This window comes from Pseudomonas sp. TMW22089 (assembly GCF_022496645.1).
In the GTDB taxonomy this organism is placed as follows: domain Bacteria; phylum Pseudomonadota; class Gammaproteobacteria; order Pseudomonadales; family Pseudomonadaceae; genus Aquipseudomonas; species Aquipseudomonas paraversuta.
In genome coordinates, this window is sequence record NZ_SCFG01000031.1 from 20,664 (window position 1) to 41,130 (window position 20,467).

Below are 20,467 nucleotides of genomic sequence, written 5' to 3' on the forward strand. Positions count from 1 at the left end.
TTAAATTTTATTGTTTGATACGTGATTTCGTATCGTCGAAAGGCTTTAGCGGCAGTTCTGTTGCTGGGCCTTGAACAGCTCCAGCAGGCTTTGTGCCGCCGCCGAGGGCAACGTGGCCTGGCGAATGGCATGAATTTCGGAGTGCGCGCCGCTGCCGTTGATTTGGCAATAGTGCACCCCCTGTTTCCAGGTTGCAGCCAGGGTCTGGGGTACCAGCGCCACGCCCAGGTTGTAGGCCACCATAGACACCACGGTTTGCCAGAGCCGGGTTTCATGGCGGATTCGCGGACTGAAACCGGCGGCCACGCAGTGGGCAATGATCAGGTCGTGATAGTGGGGAGACACGTTGCGCGGGAACAGAATGAAATCTTCGTCCGCAAGGTCCTGCAGATCGATTCGCTCCTGACCCGCCAGCCGGTGCGAGTCGGGGAGGCAGCACAGGAACGGCTCGCGCAGCACCGGCTCGCAGCAGATGCTTTCGGGGAATTTGCTGCGGTGCACGAAGCCGATATCGATCTGCCCGCGCTGCAAGGCCTGGACCTGCTCGGCACTGTTCATTTCCATCAATACGATTTCGGTGTCGGGGTGCTGCTGCTCGAAAATCCTGACCGCCTGTGGCAGGCCGCGATGCAGGATCGAGTTGACGAAGCCGACACTCAGGCGCCCGACAAAACCCTGGGCCGAGCGCCGGGTCAGGTGCCTGGCCTGTTCGGCCCGCAGCAGCAGGTAGCGGGCTTCGTCGAGCAGCACCTGACCGGCATTGGTCAGACTTACTGACTTGTTGTTGCGGTTGAGCAACTGAATGTCGAGCTGGCTTTCGAGCTTTTTGATGTCGAAGCTCAGGGCTGGCTGGGAGATAAACAGGCGGGCGGCGGCTCGGCCAAAATGCAGCTCTTCGGCCACAGCTACAAAGTAACGCAGTTGCTTGAGATCCATGGGGATTGGCCTCGGCTTACGATAATTTTTGGTTATCGTAGTTGATTAACTTTGTATTAGATACTTATCGATGGCGACCCTACTCTTGGACCACAAGAATCAGGAGAACTGCCATGGATACCCAGCCAGACCGCGCCTACGACCCCTTGAATATCCCCGACAGCCGGGGGCTTAACCTGTTCGATTGCGATGCCGGGCTGGCCGCGCTGCTCAAGGTGTATCTGCCAGCCGCGGTCTATGGCCACTGGCTGCCGACCTGGCGCAAACTGGGCGCCAGAGCCGGTGGCGAACTGGATCTGCTGGCGCTGTCGGCCGACAAAAATCCGCCGAAACTGTTGCCCCGCACCCGCCGTGGTGAAGACCTGCAAAGCATCCAAAAACACCCGGACTTCGTCGCGCTGGAGCGGGTGGCCTACGCCGAACTGGGCCTGGCTGCCATGAGCCACCGTGAGGACGGCACACTGGCGCTGTCGAAATACGCGCTGACCTACCTGTTTGTACAGGCCGAGTTCGGCCTGTGCTGCCCGGTGAGCATGACCGATTCCCTGACCCGCACCCTGCGCAAGTTCGGCTCCCCGCAACTGCAGGCGCGTTACTTGCCGTCGCTGGTGTCCCAGGATTTCGACAGTCTGTTCCAGGGCGCCATGTTCATGACCGAGCAGGCTGCAGGCTCCGATGTGTCGCGCACTGAAACCCGGGCCCGGCAGATCGATGGCGAGTGGCAGTTGTTCGGGGAAAAGTGGTTTTGCTCCAACCCCGATGCTGACCTGGCCATGGTGCTGGCCCGTCCCGACGATGCGCCATCGGGCATGAAAGGGGTCAGCCTGTTTCTGCTGCCCAAGCTGCGCCCGGACGGCTCGCGCAATGCCTACCGGATTCAACGGCTCAAGGACAAACTTGGCAGCCGCTCCATGGCCAGTGGCGAAATCACCCTTGAGGGCGCCACGGCGTATCTGATCGGGGAGGTCGGGCGCGGGTTCCAGCAGATGGCCGACATGATCAACATGTCGCGTCTGTCCAACGGCGTACGTGCGGCCGGGCTGATGCGCCGGGGTATCAACGAGTCGCTGTACATTGCCCGTAACCGCCGGGCTTTTGGCCGGCACCTGATCGAAATGCCCTTGATGCAGCGCCAGTTGCTGAAAATGATGCTGCCCACCGAACAGGCTCGTTCGATGTTCATGCAAATTGCCACGCTGCTGCCCAAGGCCGATGCCGGCGACGAGGCCGCCCGCAAATGCGTGCGCATCCTCACGCCGCTGATCAAATTCCGCGCTTGCCGCGACGCCCGCCGGGTCACCGGCGATGCCATGGAAGTGCGTGGCGGTGTGGGTTACATCGAAGAATGGAGCGATGCCCGACTGGTACGCGACGCCCACCTGGGTTCGATCTGGGAAGGCACCAGCAATATCGTGGCGCTGGATATCGCCCGTGCCGTGACCCGCGAGCAGGCGCTGGAACCCTTGCAGCTGTTTCTCGCCAACCTGCTGGCCGAAGCGCAGTTGCCTGCGGCCAGCCAGCGTCTGTTCGAGGGCGTGCTGCAACGCACCGTTGCCAGAGTGGCCGAGGTGGCCCATGAGCAACGGGACGAGCAGGTGCGGTTGGCGGGCAGCGCGCTCTATCACATTGCCACGGCGATATTCATGGCCTGGGAAAGCAGCCGGCAGGCGGGTGATTACCGGCGTCTGGCTCTGGCGCACCTGTTGCTGCAACACAAGCTGTTGCCACGGGACCCGCTGAGCCCGGAGCCGGAAATCGAGGCCGGCCTGCTGGCGCGTCTGGCCAATGAAAGCCCGCTGACGCAAGCCGACGCCCTGCAGCTGTTACCCAAAACCCTGTAGGAGCGAGCTTGCTCGCGAGCATTTGGAAATACCGCGCAAAAGCTCGTTTCTACAGGAAATCAGATTGAATTCGATATTCATCAGAGCGTATCTATGAGCACTCCCAAAGGGGCCCTCGACGGCCTCAAAGTGATCGACCTCAGCCGCGTACTGGGCGGCCCTTATTGTTCTCAGGCGCTGGCCGACCATGGCGCCGAGGTAATCAAGCTGGAACCCTTGAGCGGCGATGAAACCCGCGGCTGGGGCCCGCCGTTCGAGGGTGACGACGCGTCCTATTTCCGCGGGGTCAATCGCAACAAGCAGGGGATTGCAGTGGACTTGTCCCGCCCCGAAGGCATCGGGTTGCTGATGCAATTGCTGGAGGACGCCGATGTCCTGATCGAGAACTTCAAACCCGGTACCCTCAAGCGCTGGGGAATTGATTACGCCGATGTCCTGAGCCAGCGCTTTCCCGGGCTGATCCACTGCGCGATCTCCGGTTTTGGCGGCGACGGCCCGCTGGGCGGCCTGCCAGGTTACGACGCAGTGATCCAGGCCATGGCCGGGCTGATGAGTGTCAACGGCGAAGCCGATGGCGGCCCGTTGCGCATTGGCCTGCCTATCGTCGACATGGTCACCGGGCTCAATGCGCTGGCGGGGGTGCTGCTGGCGCTCAATGAACGTCATCGCAGCGGTTTGGGCCAGTCGCTGGACATCACCCTTTACGACTGCGGTGTGTCATTGCTGCACCCCCATGTGCCGAACTATCTGGCGGCCGGCAAGGTTCCGCAGCGTACCGGCAATGCCCACCCCAATATCGCGCCCTATGACAGTTACCGCACCGCCAGCGAGCCGATTTTTCTGGCCGTGGGCAACGATCGGCAGTTTGCCAGACTGTGCGAACAACTGGGCGCCGGGGACTTGCCACAAGACCCGCGTTTTATCGACAACGGCGCCCGTTCGGTGCACCGCGAGGCCTTGAAACAGGCGCTGGAAAAGCTCCTGGCCCGGCACGACGGGGCGACGCTGGCGCCGCAGCTGATCCAGCTCGGTGTGCCCTGCGGCTCCATTGCCACCATCGACACCGTGGTTGCGCACCCGCACACCTTGCATCGCGGTCTGCTGGTGGAGATCGGTGACTATCGCGGCATTGGTTCGCCAGTGAAGCTCTCGCGTACCCCGGCCACCTATCGCAGCGCGCCTCCGGCCCTGGGGCAGGACACCCGCCAGGTGTTGCAGGGCATGGGGCTGGACGCGCAGATGATCGAAAAACTTTATGCCGCGGGCATTGTGCGCGGCTGATTCCTTACCAATACCGGAGTCCTGCGCATGCAATTACAACAACCCATCGGTCTGGTCGGCACGGGCGCCATGGGCCAGGGCATTGCTCAGGTCATGGCTCAAGCCGGGTTGAAGGTATCGCTGTTCGATACGCGCCCGGGTGCTGCCACCAACGCCCGGGAACAACTGGCGTCGACCTTCGCCATGCTCCGGCAAAAAGGCCGGATCACCCCCCAGGCGGCCAGCGCGGCGCTGGATCGGGTACAGGTGGTCAACAGCCTGCAGGAACTGGACGATTGCCAGGTGGTAATCGAGGCCATAGTCGAGGACCTGGAAGCCAAGCAGCAGCTGTTCCGGCAACTGGATGCGCTGCTCGATCCGGCGACACTGCTGGCAAGCAACACCTCGTCTCTGTCGATCACGGCAATTGCTTCGGTCTGCGCGCATCCGCAGCGGGTGGCTGGGCTGCACTTCTTTAATCCGGTGCCCCTGATGCGCATCGTCGAAGTGATTGGCGGTATCGCCACCGCGCCGCAGGTGATTGATCAGTTACAGGCGCTGGTGCGCCATGTCGGCCACTGTCCGGCGATCTGCAAGGACTCGCCGGGCTTTATCGTTAACCACGCCGGACGGGCATTCGGTACCGAAGCGCTGCGTATTCTCAGTGAAGGGGTGGCGCCGCCGGGCCTGATTGATGCGGTGCTGAGGGTCGGCGCCGGGTTCGCGATGGGGCCGTTCGAATTGCTCGACCTGATTGGCCTGGATGTCAGCCTGCCGGTGATGGAATCGGTATATCGCCAGTTTTATCAGGAACCGCGCTACCGGCCCCATCCGCTGTTGCACCAGATGCTGGCGGGCGGGCACCTGGGGCGCAAGAGCGGGCAGGGCTTTTATCGTTACCAGGGCAAGGCGGGTGCGCCACGCTTTGCCCAGCCGGTACCGGACTGCAAGCAGATCCCGCCCGTGTGGGTGGCAGGTGATGATGAAACCGGCAAAATCCGGCTGCTGAGGTTGCTCGAGCAACTGGGGGCCAGGATCGAGCATGGTCCGCAGCCATCTGCCGAGGCCCTGTGCCTGCTGGCGCCCCTGGGTGATGACTGCACCGAGTCGGCCCTGCGCCATGGCACCGATCCGGCGCGCACGGTGGCGGTCGACACCTTGCTGGAACTGGATAACCTGCGATGCCTGATGCCCACTCCGGTGACCCGGGTCGATATGCAACACGTCGCCCACGCCCTGTTCAGTGCCGATGGCGCCACGGTGGTGGTAATCGGTGACAGCTGCGGTTTTATCCTGCAGCGCACCCTGGCTTGCATCGTCAATCTGGGTTGCGACATCGCCCAGCAGGGCATTGCCTCGGTGGCTGACATTGATGGCGCGGTGCGCCTGGGTCTTGGTTATCCGCAGGGGCCACTGGCCTGGGGCGACCTGCTGGGCGTCGGGCGGGTGCTGCAGATTTTGCAGCGCATGCATGCCTTGACCGGCGACCCGCGTTATCGCCCCAGCGGCTGGTTGCGGCGCCGGGCGCGACTGGGAATCGCGCTGTGCCAGACGGAAAACCCGCTGCCCGCAGCCCACCTTGTTCAGCAGGAGATAAATCATGCTTGAGGCTTATGTTTACAGCGGTTTGCGAACGCCTTTTGGCCGCCATGGCGGCAGCCTGTCGGCGGTGCGCCCGGATGATCTGGTGGGTGAGCTGCTGGCCCGTCTGGTGCAGACCTCGGGCCTGCCCGTGCAAGCACTGGAAGACGTGATTCTGGGCTGCACTAACCAGGCCGGCGAGGACAGCCGCAACCTGGCGCGCAATGCTTTGCTCAGTGCCGGCTTGCCCATGACGGTGCCGGGGCAGACGGTCAACCGCCTGTGCGCCAGTGGTCTGTCGGCAGTGATCGATGCCGCCCGGGCCATTACCTGTGGTGAGGGTCGCTGGTATCTGGCGGGCGGGGTAGAGAGCATGTCTCGGGCGCCACTGGTTATTTCCAAAGCCGAGACTGCGTTCAGTCGCAGCCAGGAGATCGCGGACAGCACCATCGGTGCCCGTTTCGCCAACCCCCGGCTGGTACAGCGTTATGGCAATGACAGCATGCCGCAGACCGGCGACAACCTTGCCCGGCTGTACGACATCAGCCGCGAGGAGGCCGACCGCTTCGCCGCCGGCTCCCAGTCCCGTTATCAGGCGGCTTTGCTGGCAGGGGTGCTGGACGACGAAATCATGGCTGTAGACGTGCCTTCTGCGCGCAAGGGTGAGTCCCGTCAGGTAAGTGTCGACGAGCATCCACGGGCCCAGTCCGACTTCTCTGCGTTATCGCGGCTCAAGCCCCTGTTTGAGGGCGGGGTGGTCACTGCAGGCAACGCTTCGGGAATCAACGACGGCGCGGCCGCTCTGGTGCTGGGCAACCGAGAGATTGGCCTTGCCCATGGCGTGGCGCCGATGGCGCGGATTCTGTCCTCGGCGGTGGTCGGGGTAGAGCCACGGATCATGGGGATTGGTCCGCACCAGGCGATAGTGGTGGCGTTGCAGCGGGCCGGTATCGGCCTGGAGCAAGTCGATCTGATCGAAATCAATGAAGCCTTCGCGCCACAGGTGCTGGGGTGCCTCAAGGCCCTGGAACTGAGTTTCGACGACCCTCGGGTCAACCCCAACGGCGGGGCAATTGCCATGGGCCATCCGCTGGGCGCATCGGGTGCGCGGCTGGTACTGAGTGCCTGCCGTACCTTGCAGCGTCAGCAACAGCGTTATGCGGTGGTCAGCCTGTGCGTAGGTGTCGGCCAAGGCGTGGCGATGGTGATCGAGCGCGTGTGATTTTTTCGCAATACCCTCGAACCTAAAATAAAAACAGGGCGTGTAACCGCCCAAGGGAAAACTTTGCCATGAATACACCTTCACCCCTGTCCTGCCTGGTTCTGGGGACCTTGAGCTGTGCGGTCGGCCAGGCCGCACACGCCGACTTTGTCAGCGACAGTCATGCCAGCCTGGGCTTGCGCAATCTGTACTTCAGCCATGACTTTCGCGACCAGCGCGGACCGTCCGGGCAGGCTAAAACCGAGGAGTGGGCCCAGGGTTTCATGCTCAATTTCACCTCGGGGTTTACCCGGGGGACCCTGGGGTTTGGCGTGGATGCCCTGGTGCTGCAAGGCCTGACCCTGGACAGCGGTGCAGGCAGGCATCGCGGCAGCAGCATGATCCCGGACGATGGCCAGGGGGTTGCCAGTGACTGGAGCCGTCTGGGCCTGACCGGCAAGGTGCGGCTGGGGCAAACCGAAGCCCGGGTGGGTACTCTGCAGCCCAAATTGCCGGTACTGGTGGCCAACGACGGCCGTCTGTTGCCGCAAACCTTTGAAGGTGTACAGCTCACCAGCCATGACCTCGACAACCTGACCCTTACGGCCGGGCGTATTGAACAGGCCACCGGGCGCGGTTCAAGTGACCGCACCGGGCTGGCCGTGGCGGGCGGAACGCGCCAGAGCAATGACTTTGTGTTTGCCGGCGCCGATTACAAGGCCGGCCGCGATCTGCTCCTGCAGTACTACGCGGCCAACCTGGAGAACTACTACACCCAGCAGTTTTTCGGCTTGCAGCATACCTGGGCACTGGGTGAAGGGCAGTCGATCAAGACCGACCTGCGTTACTTCGACACCGGGTCGAGCGGGGCGAACGGCAGCGGCGGTGGTCGTTCTGACGGCTATCGGGTGGGGGGCTATACCCGCGATGGCAGAGGTGAAATCGACAACCGCACCTGGAGTGCGATGTTCACCTGGAACCTGGGTGGCCATGGGTTGACCGGTGGTTATCAAAGCGTTTCCGATGCCAGCAACTTCGTGCAGCTCAATCAGGGCTCATTGCCCGACAAGGGCGCGGGAGGTGCGAGCCTGTACCTGTTTACCGATCGCTTGCTGACCAGTTTCAACCGGGCCGGTGAGAACACCTGGTTCGGGCAGTACGCCTATGATTTTTCCACTGTTGGTGTCCCGGGTTTACGGGCGTCGATGGTCTACCTCAAGGGCGACGGGATCCGCACCGTTTCAGGGGATGAGCACAAGGAATGGGAACGCGATCTGTTGCTCGATTACGTGATCCAGGAGGGGACGTTCAAAGGGCTGGGGCTCGGGGCGCGGTATGCAACATTGCGTTCGCAGGCGGCCCCCGATCAGGACCAGACCCGATTGATTCTCAGCTATAGCCTAGCGTTGTTCTGAACGTAGGCGCGAGCTTTGAGGGAGCGGCCAGTAACCTGTAGGAGCGAGCTTGCTCGCGAGCTCTTTGTTGCGGTGTTGAAAAGCTCGCGAGCAAGCTCGCTCCTACAGGTTGTATACAACGCCCGGGCTTTGTGGGAGCTGGCTTGCCAGCGATGCAGACAATTCGACATGACTGCCGGACCGCGGTGCTGCCATCGCGGGCAAGCCCGGCTCACACAAAGGGTGGAGTGGTGCGGCTGCCCGGTACCTGTGGGAGCTGGCTTGCCAGCGATGCAGACAAATCGACATGACTGCCGGCCCGCGGTGCTGCCATCGCGGGCAAGCCCGGCTCCCACAAAGGGTGGAGTGGTGCGGCTGCCCGGTACCTGTGGGAGCTGGCTTGCCAGCGATGCAGACAAATCGGCATGACTGCCGGCCCGCGGTGCTGCCATCGCGGGCAAGCCCGACTCCCACAAAGGGTGGAGTGATGCGGCTCCCCGGTACCTGTGGGAGCTGGCTTGCCAGCGATGCAGACAATTCGACATGACTGCCGGACCGCGGTGCTGCCATCGCGGGCAAGCCCGGCTCCCACAAAGGGTGGAGTGGTGCGGCTCCCCGGTACCTGTGGGAGCTGGCTTGCCAGCGATGCAGACAATTCGACATTACTGCCGGACCGCGGTGCTGCCATCGCGGGCAAGCCCGGCTCCCACAAAGGGTGGAGTGGTGCGGCTCCCCGGTACCTGTGGGAGCTGGCTTGCCAGCGATGGCGGTTAGGCCATCGCGAACAAGTTTGGGCTTAACCCCGGCGCTTGCGACGTGCTCGCCATACCAGCAGCAGGATCAAAACAATGACGCCGGCGGCAATCGCGCCCTGGGCCAGTGCGGCCAGGTGCGAGACGGGGCCGCCTGCGCGGGTTTGCTTGACCTGGGCGGCGCTGACTTTGACCTGCGGGTTGCCGTAATGCTCGGTCAGCCAAGTGGCCAGTGTCGCTACCTGCTGGTCACTCAGGGTCTTGGCGAAACCTTGCATGCGGATGTCCTGACCGTCAGCGCCACGTTTCACGCCTTCCAGAATCACCATTACCAGGTTGGCCGGATTACTGCGTCCGACCGCCGTGTTGTGCAGCAACGAGGGCAGGGCGCCTTCAAAGCTGCCCTGGGCCTGGGCCTGGGCCTGGTGACAGGAACTGCAGTAGGCATCGTAGATCTGCGCGCCGGTCATTTTGTCGCCATCAGCCGGCAACTCTACGCCACGGATGCTGTTCAGCTCGTCGGTGGCTTGGCCAAGGGCATACACCGGTTTGCTGTCAGCCGGGTTGTGCTGAGCAGGCAGGGCCTTGAGGTAAACGGCAATGGCCTTGAGGTCGCTGTCGTTCATGTACTGCAGGCTGTGATCCACCGCTTCGGCCATCGGCCCGGCAGCTTGTGCCTTGCCCCGGACTTCGCCGGTTTTCAGGTACGCCACCAGCTGCGCGTTGTCCCAGCCACCGATACCGCTGTTGAGGTCGGAGGTGATGTTCGGCGCGTGCCAGGTCCCTACATCACCACCGGCCAGCTCTTTGGACGAGACTTCGGCCATCAGCAGATTGCGCGGGGTGTGGCAGGTGCTGCAGTGGGTCAGGCCCTGAACCAGGTAGGCGCCACGGTTCCACTCGGGGTCGCGGCCGGTATCGGCAACGAAGGTGCTGTTGTCGAGAAACAACAGGTTCCACGCCGCCATGGACAGGCGAATGTTGAACGGAAACGGCAGCTCGGTGGCTTTGGTCGGGCTGTCCACCGGCTCCACGGCGTTCATGAAGTAGGCGTACATATCCTTGATGTCTTCATCGCTGACTTTGGCGTAAGCGGTGTAAGGCATGGCGGGATAAAGATGCTGGCCGTCGGCACGCACACCCTTGCGCAGGGCATCGCTGAACTGCTCCAGGCTGTAGTTGCCGATACCCGCCGTTTTCGACGGGGTGATGTTGGTGGCGATGATTTCGCCGATCGGCGTAGGCAGCGCCAGACCGCCGGCAAAGGGTTTGCCACCGGGCACGCTGTGGCAGGCGACGCAGTCACCGGCGGTGGACAGGTACTGGCCACGTTTGATCTGTGCGTCATCGGCAGCATTGACGTTGAGTGCCAGCAGCATCAGCGCGCTAAGGGAAACAAGATTCCAGTTCATGGCTCAACCCCGTCCCTGTTCAGTGGCAATGATCCGGTTCGGCAGGATGTGTTGCGCAGTGCGCAAGGTCAGTGCCGCAGCAGTCAGGGTCGAGTTCATGGTGGCGGAGGTCGGCATCACCCCGGTGCTGCAAATGAACAGGTTGTCGTGGTCGTGGGTACGGCCATAGCTGTCACAGACCGAAGTCTTCGGGTCGATGCCCATGCTCATGGTGCCGGTGATGTGCTGGTTGTTGGCAAAGCTGCCTTCGGCGCTGTAGCGCAGATTGGTCCCGCCCATCATTTCGGCAATCCGGGCGAAGTCTTTGTGGGACCGCGCTGCACCCTTGCGGGTGTATTCGTCGATGGCGTAGTTGACCTTGGGTTTTGGCAGCCCCAGCTTGTCTTTCTGGTCGCTCAGGCTGATGCGGTTCTCAGGGTTGGGCAGTACTTCCAGCACGTCCTTGAGGCTCATTTCAAAGGCGGCGCGGTGGCGCAACTGCTTCTCGAATTCGGCACCGTAGACCCCGGCCGTGATCAGCGCGTCAGTGGCGCTGTTGACCCGGGAAATATTGGTGAAATCCAGGCGATACGGGGCGTGCTCAGAGCGGAACTCACCATCGCGCATGGTATTGATCGAGCTCGGGCTTTGCGGGCCACGACCCAGCCACAGTTCTTCATCGGCATCGAAGGTCAGCGAGGTGCTCGGGTGGTCCATCAGGTTGCGACCCACCATGCCCGAGCTGTTGGCCAGGCCGTTGGGGTACTTGTCGCTGGCAGACATCAGCAGCAGTTTCGGGCTTTCGATGCCGTTGGCCGCGAGGATGAAAGTCTTGCCGGTGACCCGGTGCGACTGTTTGTCCGCGTCGAAGTAGTGCACGGCCACGATATGGCCCTTGTCATCATGTTCGATGCGGTAAACCACGGCGTTGACCTGCAGTTGGGCGCCTGCGTCCACTGCGGTCTGGATCGCGATGCCGCCATGGTATTGCGCGTCAATCGGGCAGATCGGCTGGCAGCTGTTGTTGCCACAGCAGGCCGGGCGACCGTCATAGGCGCGGCTGTTACGGGCCGTGGTGTTACCCACTACCGGGAACGCCGGGGCCAGGCGTTCGCGGATGCGGCGCATGGCGTAGGGTTCGGTCACGGGCTCCATCGGGAACGGCTGGCTGCGGGGTGAACCGGTGTTTTCGGCGCCTGACACGCCCCAGATCTCTTCCGCTTGCTGATAGAAAGGGTCGAGTTCTTCGTAGCTCATGGGCCAGTCGACGCCCAGGTTGTAGAGGGTCTTGATCCGCATGTCGCCGGGTACCAGGCGCCATGCCTGTGCTGCCCAGTGCCAGGTGGTGCCGCCGACGCCACGGATGTATTCGGCCGGGTACGGGTAAGGGCCGCCCTGGACCAGATAACCGTTGTCGGTGGGCTTGTAGATCGGGTGCGGGGCAATGTCGCTACAGGTGTAGGGCGACATCCAGTCACTTTTACGTGTCGAGTTGCGGAACGCGGCCACCACACGCCCGCGATCGATAGGACCGCCGGCTTCGAGAATCAGTACCGAAGCGCCTTGCTTGAGCAGGTGAGTGGCAGCCATGGCGCCGCAGATACCCGAGCCGATGATGACGATGTCCGCGGACAGTTGATCAGACATTGTTCACCTCTTTTTTCAATTCGACTGTCGGGTTGCGAGCCCAGCTTCCATAAGCGCCATAGGCATAGGTCGGTGGCTTGAGCACGTCAGCCACGATCTGCGCATTGAGTGCATGCTCGTACGCCAGGCAACGGGCCTGGGCGCCGCTGCCGACTACGCCCATGAACCAGGCCATGGCCACTTTGCGCGGCACGCTGGCCAGGGAGGATTTTTCGTCGTCCAGGGTCTTTTGCAGTTGCATGGGATCAATCTGGCGTTGATTGATCAGTGCCAGAAGCTCTTTGGCCGCCTGGGGGAAACCGGGGTCTTGTTCAACCAGGGCGTTGTACAGCATGCCGGCCAGCACCGGATCGAGGCTTTGACGCCCGGCGATGATCGCTGACAGCGCCACAAAGGCACCTTGTTCTGGCGTGTCGACCGTTTCGGCCAGGGCGAAGGGAATCAGGGACGCGGTATAAGCAGTCAAGAGCCCTTGCAGCAGCACGCGCCGCGTAGGCTTCTTCAGTTCATTCAGGCAATTCATGGTACTTCCTGTCGTGGCAGGTTTTCGTTATAGGAGTGAAGCTTGCGCAATCAGCGAAGTGATGGCGCGGGGGGACGCTGGCGGTGGTTAGTCGCCAGCGGTAGGGGGAGGCAAGAATAACAAATGTTTAGCTAACTATCTTTAATTCTTTCAGTGCCCTGGCCGCTGCTACATAAGTGCCAGAATGCGCTGGCCCAGGGCTTCGGCGCTGGCTTGTGACGGGATGTTGGCAAAGCCGAGCAGAAGAGCCGACTGAGGTGTGCTCTGCAGGCTCCATTCGCTCAGTGCTTCGGCGAACAGGCCGTGCTGGCGCATGCGCTGCACCAGTAACCGGTCCGGTTGCGGGTCTGCCAGGCGCAGGATCAGATGCATGCCTCCGGGGTTGGCGTCAATCCGGATGTGTTCGCCCAGCACTTTGCTCAGCCCGCTCACGGCCATGGCCCGGCGTTCGCCATAGAGTTTGCGCATGCGCTGGATATGCCGGGCAAAGTGGCCCTGACTCATAAAGGCCGCGACGATGGCCTGGGTCAGTGGCGGGCAACCGCTGCGAAAAACCTGGCTGATGCTTTCGAAACGCTGGATTTGCGCTTCGGGTACCACCAGATAGGCCAGGCGTAGCCCGGGGAACAGCACTTTGCTGAAGGTGCCGCTGTAAATCACCCGGCCATCGCGGTCCAGGCTTTTGAGTGCCGGCAGCGGGCGACTGCTGTAGCGGTACTCGCCGTCGTAATCGTCTTCGACAATCCAGGCCTGTTGCCGGCTGGCCCATGCCAGCAATTGCAGGCGGCGCGGCAGTGCCAGGGATACACACAGCGGGCTTTGATGGGCCGGCGTGACAATGGCCGCCCGGTATCCCTGGCCCATGTCGTCGGGCAGGGCCATGCCGTCCTGATCCACAGCGGCGGGGACCGCTTGTATATCCAGGGCTTCGAGCAACTGCCGGGTGGGCGGATACCCCGGGTCTTCCACCAGCACCTGCTCCCCCGGTTTGAGCAAGGCATGGGCGATCAGCGACAGGCTGTCCCGATAGCCCGAGGTGATGAACACCTGGGACGGCGTGCAGCTAATCCCGCGGGCAACCTGCAAGTAACCGGCAATGGCGGTGCGCAACGATTCCAGGCCCTGGTCCGAAGGCAGGGCCATGTCCTCGATGGTGGCGCTGCGCACGCACCGAGCACTGATCTGGGCCCAGGTTTTCCGCGGGAAAACGTCCAGCGCCGGCAGGCCCATTTGAAAGGGCATGATTGCCGGTAGCCGGGGCAGGGCCGGGCTGGCGGCGGCAAGGGCAGGTAGCGGTCCGGGATTGAGGCTGATCCCCGGTGTCACGACTGTGCCTGCCTGACCCCGCGCCTGCAGATAGCCTTCGCCGGTCAGCAGTGAATACGCGCTGTCCACAGTGCCTCTGGCCAGGCCCAACTCTTTGGCCAGAGCCCGTGCTGCGGGTACCCGTTCACCGGGTTTCAGCGAGCCGCTGGCAATGGCCGCGCGCAAATGCTCATAAAGTTGACGGTAGATGGGTTCGCTGGAGCCCGGGTCCAGGGGGGAAATGCGCGGCGCGGTGGTTTTCATGGTCTGCCTGAAGGAATCATGGCCTATGGATAAAGACGATTCTTGGCTCTTTTGGGCAGGGCCAAGAATCGGCACTATGGCCCCACCTAATGTGCCACTGCAAGGACAGTTCATGAGTCAGCGTATCGATTACTCCAAGGCGTCACCCGAGGGCAACCGGGCATTTGCCAATGTCTATGCCTGTGTGCAAAACAGCAGCCTGCCCAAAGCCCTGATCGACCTGGTGTATCTGCGAGTTTCACAAATAAACGGCTGTGCCTACTGCATCGATGTCCACTCGCGGGATTTGCTCAAGCACGGCATGGCCGTGGAAAAACTGGTGCTGGTGCCGGTGTGGCAGGAAGGGGGGGAGTTGTTCAGCGCACGGGAACGGGTTGCATTGAGATGGGCTGAAAGCGTCACCCGGGTCGAGCAAACCGGCGTTGGCGATGCGGACTATGAACGGGCAACCGCCGAATTCAGCGACCAGGAACTGGCAGACCTGACCTATGCCATCGGCCTGATGAATGCCTTCAACCGCTTCGGTGTGGCCTTTCGCATGACCCCGGCAGCGGCCCGGGGTTGATGCCATCGCTGGCAAGCCAGCTCCCACAGGAGAGGGATCCCTTCCATCAGTGGCAAGCCAGCTTCCACAGGAAGAGGGATGCCTTCCATCGCTGGCAAGCCAGCTCCCACAGGAGAAGGGATACCTTCCATCGCTGGCAAGCCAGCTCCCACAGGAGAAGGGATGCCTTCCATCGCTGGCAAGCCAGCTCCCACAGGAGAAGGGATACCTTCCATCGCTGGCAAGCCAGCTCCCACAGGAGAAGGGATGCCTTCCATCGCTGGCAAGCCAGCTTCCACAGGAAGAGGGATACCTTCCACCAGTGGCAAGCCAGCTTCCAGAGTAGAGGGATACCTTCCATCGCTGGCAAGCCAGCTCCTACAGGAGGATGGATGTCTTCCATCGCTAGCAAGCCAGCTCCTACAGGAAGAGGGATGCCTTCCACCAGTGGCAAGCCAGTTCCCACAGGAGGAGGGGTGCCTTCCACCAGTGAGAACTGGCTTATGTGGGAGCCGGCTTGCCGGCGATGGGGTCGGCCAGGCCTTTCTTAGAACTTCCAGCTGACCGACGCCGTCACGTTGCGCGGATCGCCATAGTTGCTTTGGCCGTAGCGCACGCTTTGCAGGTACTTGCGGTTGGTGAGGTTGTCCAGGTTGAGTTGGGTGCTCCAGTGCGCATCGATGTCGTAGCTGGCCATCAGGCCCACCAGCGCGTAGGCCGCCTGGTTGGCCGCCGGGGCATCGTCGTTCTCGATTTTGCTTTGCCATTTCAGGCTGCCACCCACCTTGACCTTCGGCGCCATCGGCAGTTTGTAAGTCATGGATGAGGTCAGGGCATTGCGCGGGATGAATTTGCGCCCGCGGTCATTGTCGGCATCGGTGATGTACACATAGGTGTAGCCGCCGCTGATTTGCAGGCCCGGCGCCAGTTCCCCGGACGCCTCAAGCTCTATCCCGTCGCTCTTGTAGGACATGCCGTCATACAGATACCCGCCCAGCGCCGGATTAAAGCCGGCATAGGTGGCCACGTTGTCCTGCCTGGTGTGGAATACCGCCGCGCTGACATCCAGTTTGTTATCCAGCAAATGGCCCTTGATGCCCGCTTCGTAACTCTTGCCTTGCAGCGGGTCGATCACTTTGCCCTGGGTGTTGAGGTAGTACTGGGGATTGAATATCTCGGTGTAGCTGGCATACAGCGAGTATTGCTCGGTCAGGTCGTAAACCACGCCCGCATAGGGCGTGACCTTGCCATGGATGCTCACATCCCGGGCCGAGCCGTAGTTCTCGCCGTCGCTGTCGGCGCTGAGCATGCGCGCCCCGATGATCAGGTGCAGATCGTCGGTCAGGCTCAAACGTGTGCCGGCATAGACACTTTTCTGCCGGTCGGTGTAGTTCGAGGTATCAGCGGCATTGGCGATGTTGTAGGTGGGCTTGGGAATTACCCCGTTGAGGGCATCTTGCAGCGAGACGTCGGTGTCGTACGACGAGGAGCCATACAGCGAGGTCTCCTGGGTGCGCGAGCGGGCCACGTTGGCGCCGAAGGTCAGTTGGTGTTCACGACCGCCGAGGGTAAAAGGCCCGCTGAAGGAAATGTCGCCATCCAGCTCGCGGGTCTTGTCCTTGTAGTTGGAGGCAAGACCGGTGAACCCGGTGGCCGAGCCGCTGTTGCCATACACGTAGAACATGTCGGTGTCTTCGCGGTGCTCCATGGCGGTCAGGGTCAGCGTCGACTTCCAGTCATTGGCGAAGCTGTGTTGCCACTCGGCAAAGGCGCGGGTGGTATGCACGTCCCAGTACACCCAGGGTTGGGCGATGCTGGAACGGGTGCTGCTGTAGTGCAGCGCCTTGCCGCTGGCATCGGTCAGCGGCAGCGCGCCCCAGCTGGCGCCGTTGGCATTGCTCTTCTGGTCTTCGATGCCCAGGGTCAGGGTGTCGCTATCGCTCAGGTCGAAGGCCAGCAGGCCGCTGAAAATATTCTTCTCCCGGGAGTAGCGGTCGAGGTAGGAATTGCCCGTCTCGTTGGCATAAATCACCCGGCCACGGACATTTCCCGAGTCGGTCAGAGGCCCTGAGACATCGAGGTCGACGCGGCGCTTGTCCCAGGACCCGGCACTGACACTGACCTTGGCTTCGGTGTCATAGGTGGGGCGCTTGCGCACAAAGTTGACCGTGGCCGAGGGGTTGCCGCTGCCGGTCATCAGGCCGTTGGCGCCGTGCAAAATGTCCACTTGCTCATAGGGCGCCATGTCGATATCGCCCACCAGCACCCCGCCGTTCAACGGCATACCCATGCCGTCGTACTGAAAGTTGGTGATGTCGAAGCCACGGGCGGTGAAGTAAGTACGATCGGTCTCGATCTTCTGCACGTTGACCCCCGGGGTGCTGCCCAGCACGTCGCGGATACTGTTGAGTTTGAAGTCATCCAGTTGCTCGCGCTTGATGCTGGTCACGCCTTGAGGGGTTTGCCCGGCGCTGAGGTTCAGGCGGGTGGTGCTGGCATTCGGCCTGGCCTGATAACCCTGCGGCGCGTCTTCACCGTCGCCAGTGATGCTCGTGGTGGGCAGGTCCAGGGTGTCGGCAACGGCACTATTGAGAATGCCCAGGGCGATCAGGGTGAGGGCTGACGTGGGCAGGGTGAACATTTTGCGCATGATCTGCGAATACTCCGGGCATGGAACTGCGTAAACGAGAATGGGTTACAAATTTTTACATTCTCGCAAATAACAATCAATGCCATTTACCAATCTTTACGATTCGCGTTTACAGGAGGGGCGATCATGCTGCGGTCTACCCAACGGTAGGAGCGAGCCTGCCTCGCGAGCTTTTTGCGCGTGGCGCATAAATCGCCAAGAGCTCGCGAGGCAAGCTCGCTCCTACAGGTTCAGGGTTCAGGTTGTTATTGGTCGATCAGGATCTTCGGGTTGGAGTTGCCCCATACGGTGTACAGGTCGGCCAGCAGCGCGCCGTTGATGTCTTCGACCTCTGCCTGGCTGATTTGCGCCTTGCCCTGTTGGCCGAACAGCACCACTTCATCACCGCTTTTCACGTCCGGGGCATCGGTGACGTCAACCATAAGGGTGTTCATCGATACCTTGCCCACCACCGGCACGCGGTGGCCGTTGATCAGCACAATGCCTTTGTTGGTGAACGCACGACGGTAACCGTCGGAGTAACCGACTGTGATGTTGGCCAGTTTCGAGTCACGACCCAGGGTGTAGGTGCGGTCGTAACCGACGGTATTGCCCTTGGGGTAGCTATTGACCGAGGCCACGTGGGACTTGAATTGCATCACCCGTTTGTAATCTGTGTGGGACGGTACGGTGTCACCGAACAGCGCGCCGCCGGGGCGGACCATGTCCAGATGCGACTCCGGCACTTCCAGGGTGGCGAACGAGTTGGCCGCGTGCAGGGTGATTTTGCTGCGATCGAGCCCGGCGACGTTCATCAGCCACTGCGCCTGCTGGTTGAAAGCCTTGAGCCCGGCGCGCACGTCATCGGCATCCTCGACGGCGAAGTGGGTCATGATCGCCCGTATTTCAAGGTTCGGCACTTTGGTGATGGCCACCGCGTCACGGCGCCCCTGGGCGGTGGTCATTTCCACGCCGTTACGGCTCATGCCGCTGGAGTTCAAGCCCAGATGGACCACCAGCGGGCGACCGTGTTGCTCGGCAATCAGGCTGGCCCTGACCGCGAAGTCGAGGTTGCCCACCAGTTCTTCCATGTTGTACGGCAGCGCTGCTTCCAGCTCGCTGAGGGCGGCGGTGCGTACGCGGATCAACTGGCCCTTGAAGCCGCTCTCGCGCACCACACGGGCTTCTTCGTTGCTGGCAACCCCGACACAGGGAACGCCCATGGCAATCACCGACGGCATCAGCAGACCGATACCGTGACCGTAGGCATCGGCCTTGAGCACGGCGCAGATTTTCGACTTGCCATCCAGAGTGGCTTGCAGCACCCGGATATTGTTTTCAAAGGCAGCCTTGTTGATTTCGACCCAGGCATTGCTGTCCTGGGTACTGACCTGTGCCACACCATCGGTCATCGTCAGGGGCGGGGCGGCGAAGGCCGGGTTTTGCAGCAGAGCCATACCCAGAGAGAGGGCGAGCAGGGTGCGAGTGAAGGGCATCATCAGCGTTTCCATACTTTATTTTTAGGGAGGTAATAGGGCGGGGCGATACTAGATTTGACGCTGGCTAAAGTCACTCCCCTGGCCGCGGATCTGTCTCATTGTGTCGTGATGCCGATGATCTGTGGCCGATCCCCAAAGCTTGGCTATGCTCGAAAGTTTGCGGGGGGACGCGGGCGATGATTTCAGATCCGGAGATGTGTTTACGTTTGTTATTGGCGGCCTTGCTGGGCTGTCTGATCGGGCTGCAACGGGAGCATCTGTTCTGGTCCGCAGGGTTGCGTACCCACATGCTGGTGTGTACCGGCGCCTGCCTGTTCATGATGGTCTCGGCCTTTGGTTTCCAGCAGGCCCTGACCATGCCCGGTACACAGCTGGACCCTTCGCGGATCGCGGCACAGGTGGTGACCGGCATCGGCTTTTTGGGTGCGGGCTCAATTTTGCAGCGTGGTGCCGTGATCAGGGGCCTGAACACCGCGGCCAGCTTGTGGGCAGTGGCCGCCATTGGCCTGGCGGTGGGTGGCGGGCTGTATACCTTGTCGGTGGCGGCCGCAGCCTTGATCCTGGTGATTCTGGCAATTCTCGGGCCGCTGGAGCGCAAGTACCGCGATTACCTGAAGGTGCATGTGGTCAGGCTGGTGGCGCCGACCGCTACGCTGACAATGAGCCGGCTCAAGGAGGTATTGGGCGCCCGGGCCGATAACATCAAGCATCTGGTGACGGAGCGTGGGCCGGTGCATGACACGGAAATCGTCACCATCGAGTTCAGGAACACGTCCCGGCTGGAGTACAACGCCATCGTCAACGACATCCTCGGCATACCGCAGGTTACTGAAGAGCAGTCTGTTCAGTAACCTGCGGTTTTGCAGCGGTCACGACTTGCTGTTGGCTCGCCCCGGATAATTGAGCACGAACTGCAAGTATCCATCAGGTCACCGTTGAGGGCCCATAGTGTCATGGACTTCTAACGATGTCTAACGGGTCCTAACAGGCGACCCTATGGTATCCCATCAGGTCTCGACTGAAATCCCCAGTAGAATTCACTGGGGTCCTTATCGCGCGCATCATGTGGTTCCTTATCGCGCCTGCGAGACGGCTGGGTCCGGCCACCCACCGGGGGAACCTCACAGCGCTATGAGCTTAGGGTCAGTGCAGGAAAATTCTTGTCATATTCTGGTAGACCCTGTGGCCTTCCGTTAAGGCACTTTTAAGTGACCCATTGAGTCAACACCCCAAAGGGTTCCAGCAAGCTCGCCCAAGAGGTCCGCAATGGTTTCCCCATAGGACAGACCATAGAGAGTCAGGGCCAGCCCCACGAGCTTACACGTTGCGGGAGACTTCAAGAGGGCCTTAAGGACAGCCAACCGTGTAGTCTTGGCGTCCATAGAGCGCTCCTGTGTGAAATCTGAGAGTTAAGCGGGGCCATGACCCAGCACATTTAAGCAGTGATGCCTTAAACATGGGTCCTTAGGGAGACCATAAGGTCAGACCCTGGGGCCTGTGACGTGGATCGTGTAGGCTTTGATAGGTCCTCTCTCAGGGTTCCTTTGAGATATGGGATTGGTGAAACCTTATACCTGAATCGCCCCTAGTTTCGTAGACACCTCCAAGCCTTAAAATGAGGCCCATTAGGAGGTGCCATGAGCAACCAGCGATATCCCGAAGAATTCAAAATCCAGGCGGTCAAACAAGTGACCGAAAAG

General features: G+C 61.5%; 14 protein-coding genes. 7 read left to right on the top strand and 7 right to left on the bottom strand.

The genetic code is table 11. The features are described from left to right. Window positions 1-45 precede the first annotated feature (45 nt). The gene (locus tag EQV90_RS19990) at window positions 46-936 is read right to left on the bottom strand and encodes a LysR family transcriptional regulator (RefSeq protein ID WP_003445970.1); all 891 of its coding nucleotides are present in this window, start codon (window positions 934-936) and stop codon (window positions 46-48) included. Window positions 937-1,049: 113 nt separating this feature from the next. On the opposite strand from EQV90_RS19990, the gene EQV90_RS19995 reads away from it, so the two are divergent. From EQV90_RS19995 to EQV90_RS20015, 5 genes are all read left to right on the top strand, one after another. Next, the gene (locus EQV90_RS19995; protein WP_240878571.1) at window positions 1,050-2,777 is read left to right on the top strand and encodes an acyl-CoA dehydrogenase family protein; all 1,728 of its coding nucleotides are present in this window, start codon (window positions 1,050-1,052) and stop codon (window positions 2,775-2,777) included. A 93-nt stretch (window positions 2,778-2,870) separates the two neighbouring features. Beyond that, on the top strand, window positions 2,871-4,058 hold the full coding sequence (locus EQV90_RS20000; RefSeq protein WP_003445966.1) for a CaiB/BaiF CoA-transferase family protein: 1,188 nt from the start codon (window positions 2,871-2,873) through the stop codon (window positions 4,056-4,058). A 27-nt stretch (window positions 4,059-4,085) separates the two neighbouring features. After that, window positions 4,086-5,645, top strand: coding sequence for a 3-hydroxyacyl-CoA dehydrogenase (locus tag EQV90_RS20005; RefSeq protein WP_003445956.1), 1,560 nt, complete (start codon window positions 4,086-4,088; stop codon window positions 5,643-5,645). Beyond that, window positions 5,638-6,840 carry a 3-oxoadipyl-CoA thiolase gene (locus tag EQV90_RS20010; protein WP_003445947.1) on the top strand — a complete coding sequence of 401 codons (1,203 nt, stop codon included), beginning with the start codon at window positions 5,638-5,640 and terminating at the stop codon, window positions 6,838-6,840. The genes EQV90_RS20005 and EQV90_RS20010 overlap by 8 nt, the downstream gene beginning before the upstream one ends. A gap of 68 nt (window positions 6,841-6,908) precedes the next feature. Further along, the gene (locus tag EQV90_RS20015) at window positions 6,909-8,234 is read left to right on the top strand and encodes an OprD family porin (RefSeq protein WP_003445946.1); all 1,326 of its coding nucleotides are present in this window, start codon (window positions 6,909-6,911) and stop codon (window positions 8,232-8,234) included. Between the two features lie 775 nt (window positions 8,235-9,009). Here the strand turns inward: EQV90_RS20015 and EQV90_RS20020 are convergent. The 4 genes from EQV90_RS20020 to EQV90_RS20035 form a co-directional block, all read right to left on the bottom strand. Beyond that, window positions 9,010-10,377 carry a cytochrome c gene (locus EQV90_RS20020; RefSeq protein WP_240878572.1) on the bottom strand — a complete coding sequence of 456 codons (1,368 nt, stop codon included), beginning with the start codon at window positions 10,375-10,377 and terminating at the stop codon, window positions 9,010-9,012. Window positions 10,378-10,380: 3 nt separating this feature from the next. After that, window positions 10,381-12,003 carry a GMC family oxidoreductase gene (locus EQV90_RS20025; protein ID WP_003445936.1) on the bottom strand — a complete coding sequence of 541 codons (1,623 nt, stop codon included), beginning with the start codon at window positions 12,001-12,003 and terminating at the stop codon, window positions 10,381-10,383. Beyond that, window positions 11,996-12,526, bottom strand: coding sequence for a sugar dehydrogenase complex small subunit (locus tag EQV90_RS20030; protein ID WP_127195323.1), 531 nt, complete (start codon window positions 12,524-12,526; stop codon window positions 11,996-11,998). Before EQV90_RS20030 ends, EQV90_RS20025 begins: the two co-directional genes overlap by 8 nt. A gap of 168 nt (window positions 12,527-12,694) precedes the next feature. Further along, the gene (locus EQV90_RS20035; protein WP_161719403.1) at window positions 12,695-14,095 is read right to left on the bottom strand and encodes a PLP-dependent aminotransferase family protein; all 1,401 of its coding nucleotides are present in this window, start codon (window positions 14,093-14,095) and stop codon (window positions 12,695-12,697) included. Between the two features lie 112 nt (window positions 14,096-14,207). On the opposite strand from EQV90_RS20035, the gene EQV90_RS20040 reads away from it, so the two are divergent. Then, on the top strand, window positions 14,208-14,660 hold the full coding sequence (locus tag EQV90_RS20040; RefSeq protein ID WP_240878573.1) for a carboxymuconolactone decarboxylase family protein: 453 nt from the start codon (window positions 14,208-14,210) through the stop codon (window positions 14,658-14,660). A 526-nt stretch (window positions 14,661-15,186) separates the two neighbouring features. On the opposite strand, the gene EQV90_RS20045 is transcribed toward EQV90_RS20040, so the two are convergent. Together EQV90_RS20045 and alr are read right to left on the bottom strand one after the other, a co-directional pair. Next, the gene (locus EQV90_RS20045) at window positions 15,187-17,289 is read right to left on the bottom strand and encodes a TonB-dependent siderophore receptor (RefSeq protein ID WP_240878574.1); all 2,103 of its coding nucleotides are present in this window, start codon (window positions 17,287-17,289) and stop codon (window positions 15,187-15,189) included. Window positions 17,290-17,534: 245 nt separating this feature from the next. Further along, window positions 17,535-18,764, bottom strand: coding sequence for an alanine racemase (gene alr / locus EQV90_RS20050; protein ID WP_029612909.1), 1,230 nt, complete (start codon window positions 18,762-18,764; stop codon window positions 17,535-17,537). Between the two features lie 179 nt (window positions 18,765-18,943). Here alr and EQV90_RS20055 point away from each other — a divergent pair, with 179 nt between their 5' ends. Then, complete coding sequence (locus EQV90_RS20055; protein WP_003445922.1) at window positions 18,944-19,618, top strand: MgtC/SapB family protein; 675 nt, start codon at window positions 18,944-18,946, stop codon at window positions 19,616-19,618. Window positions 19,619-20,467 lie beyond the last annotated feature (849 nt).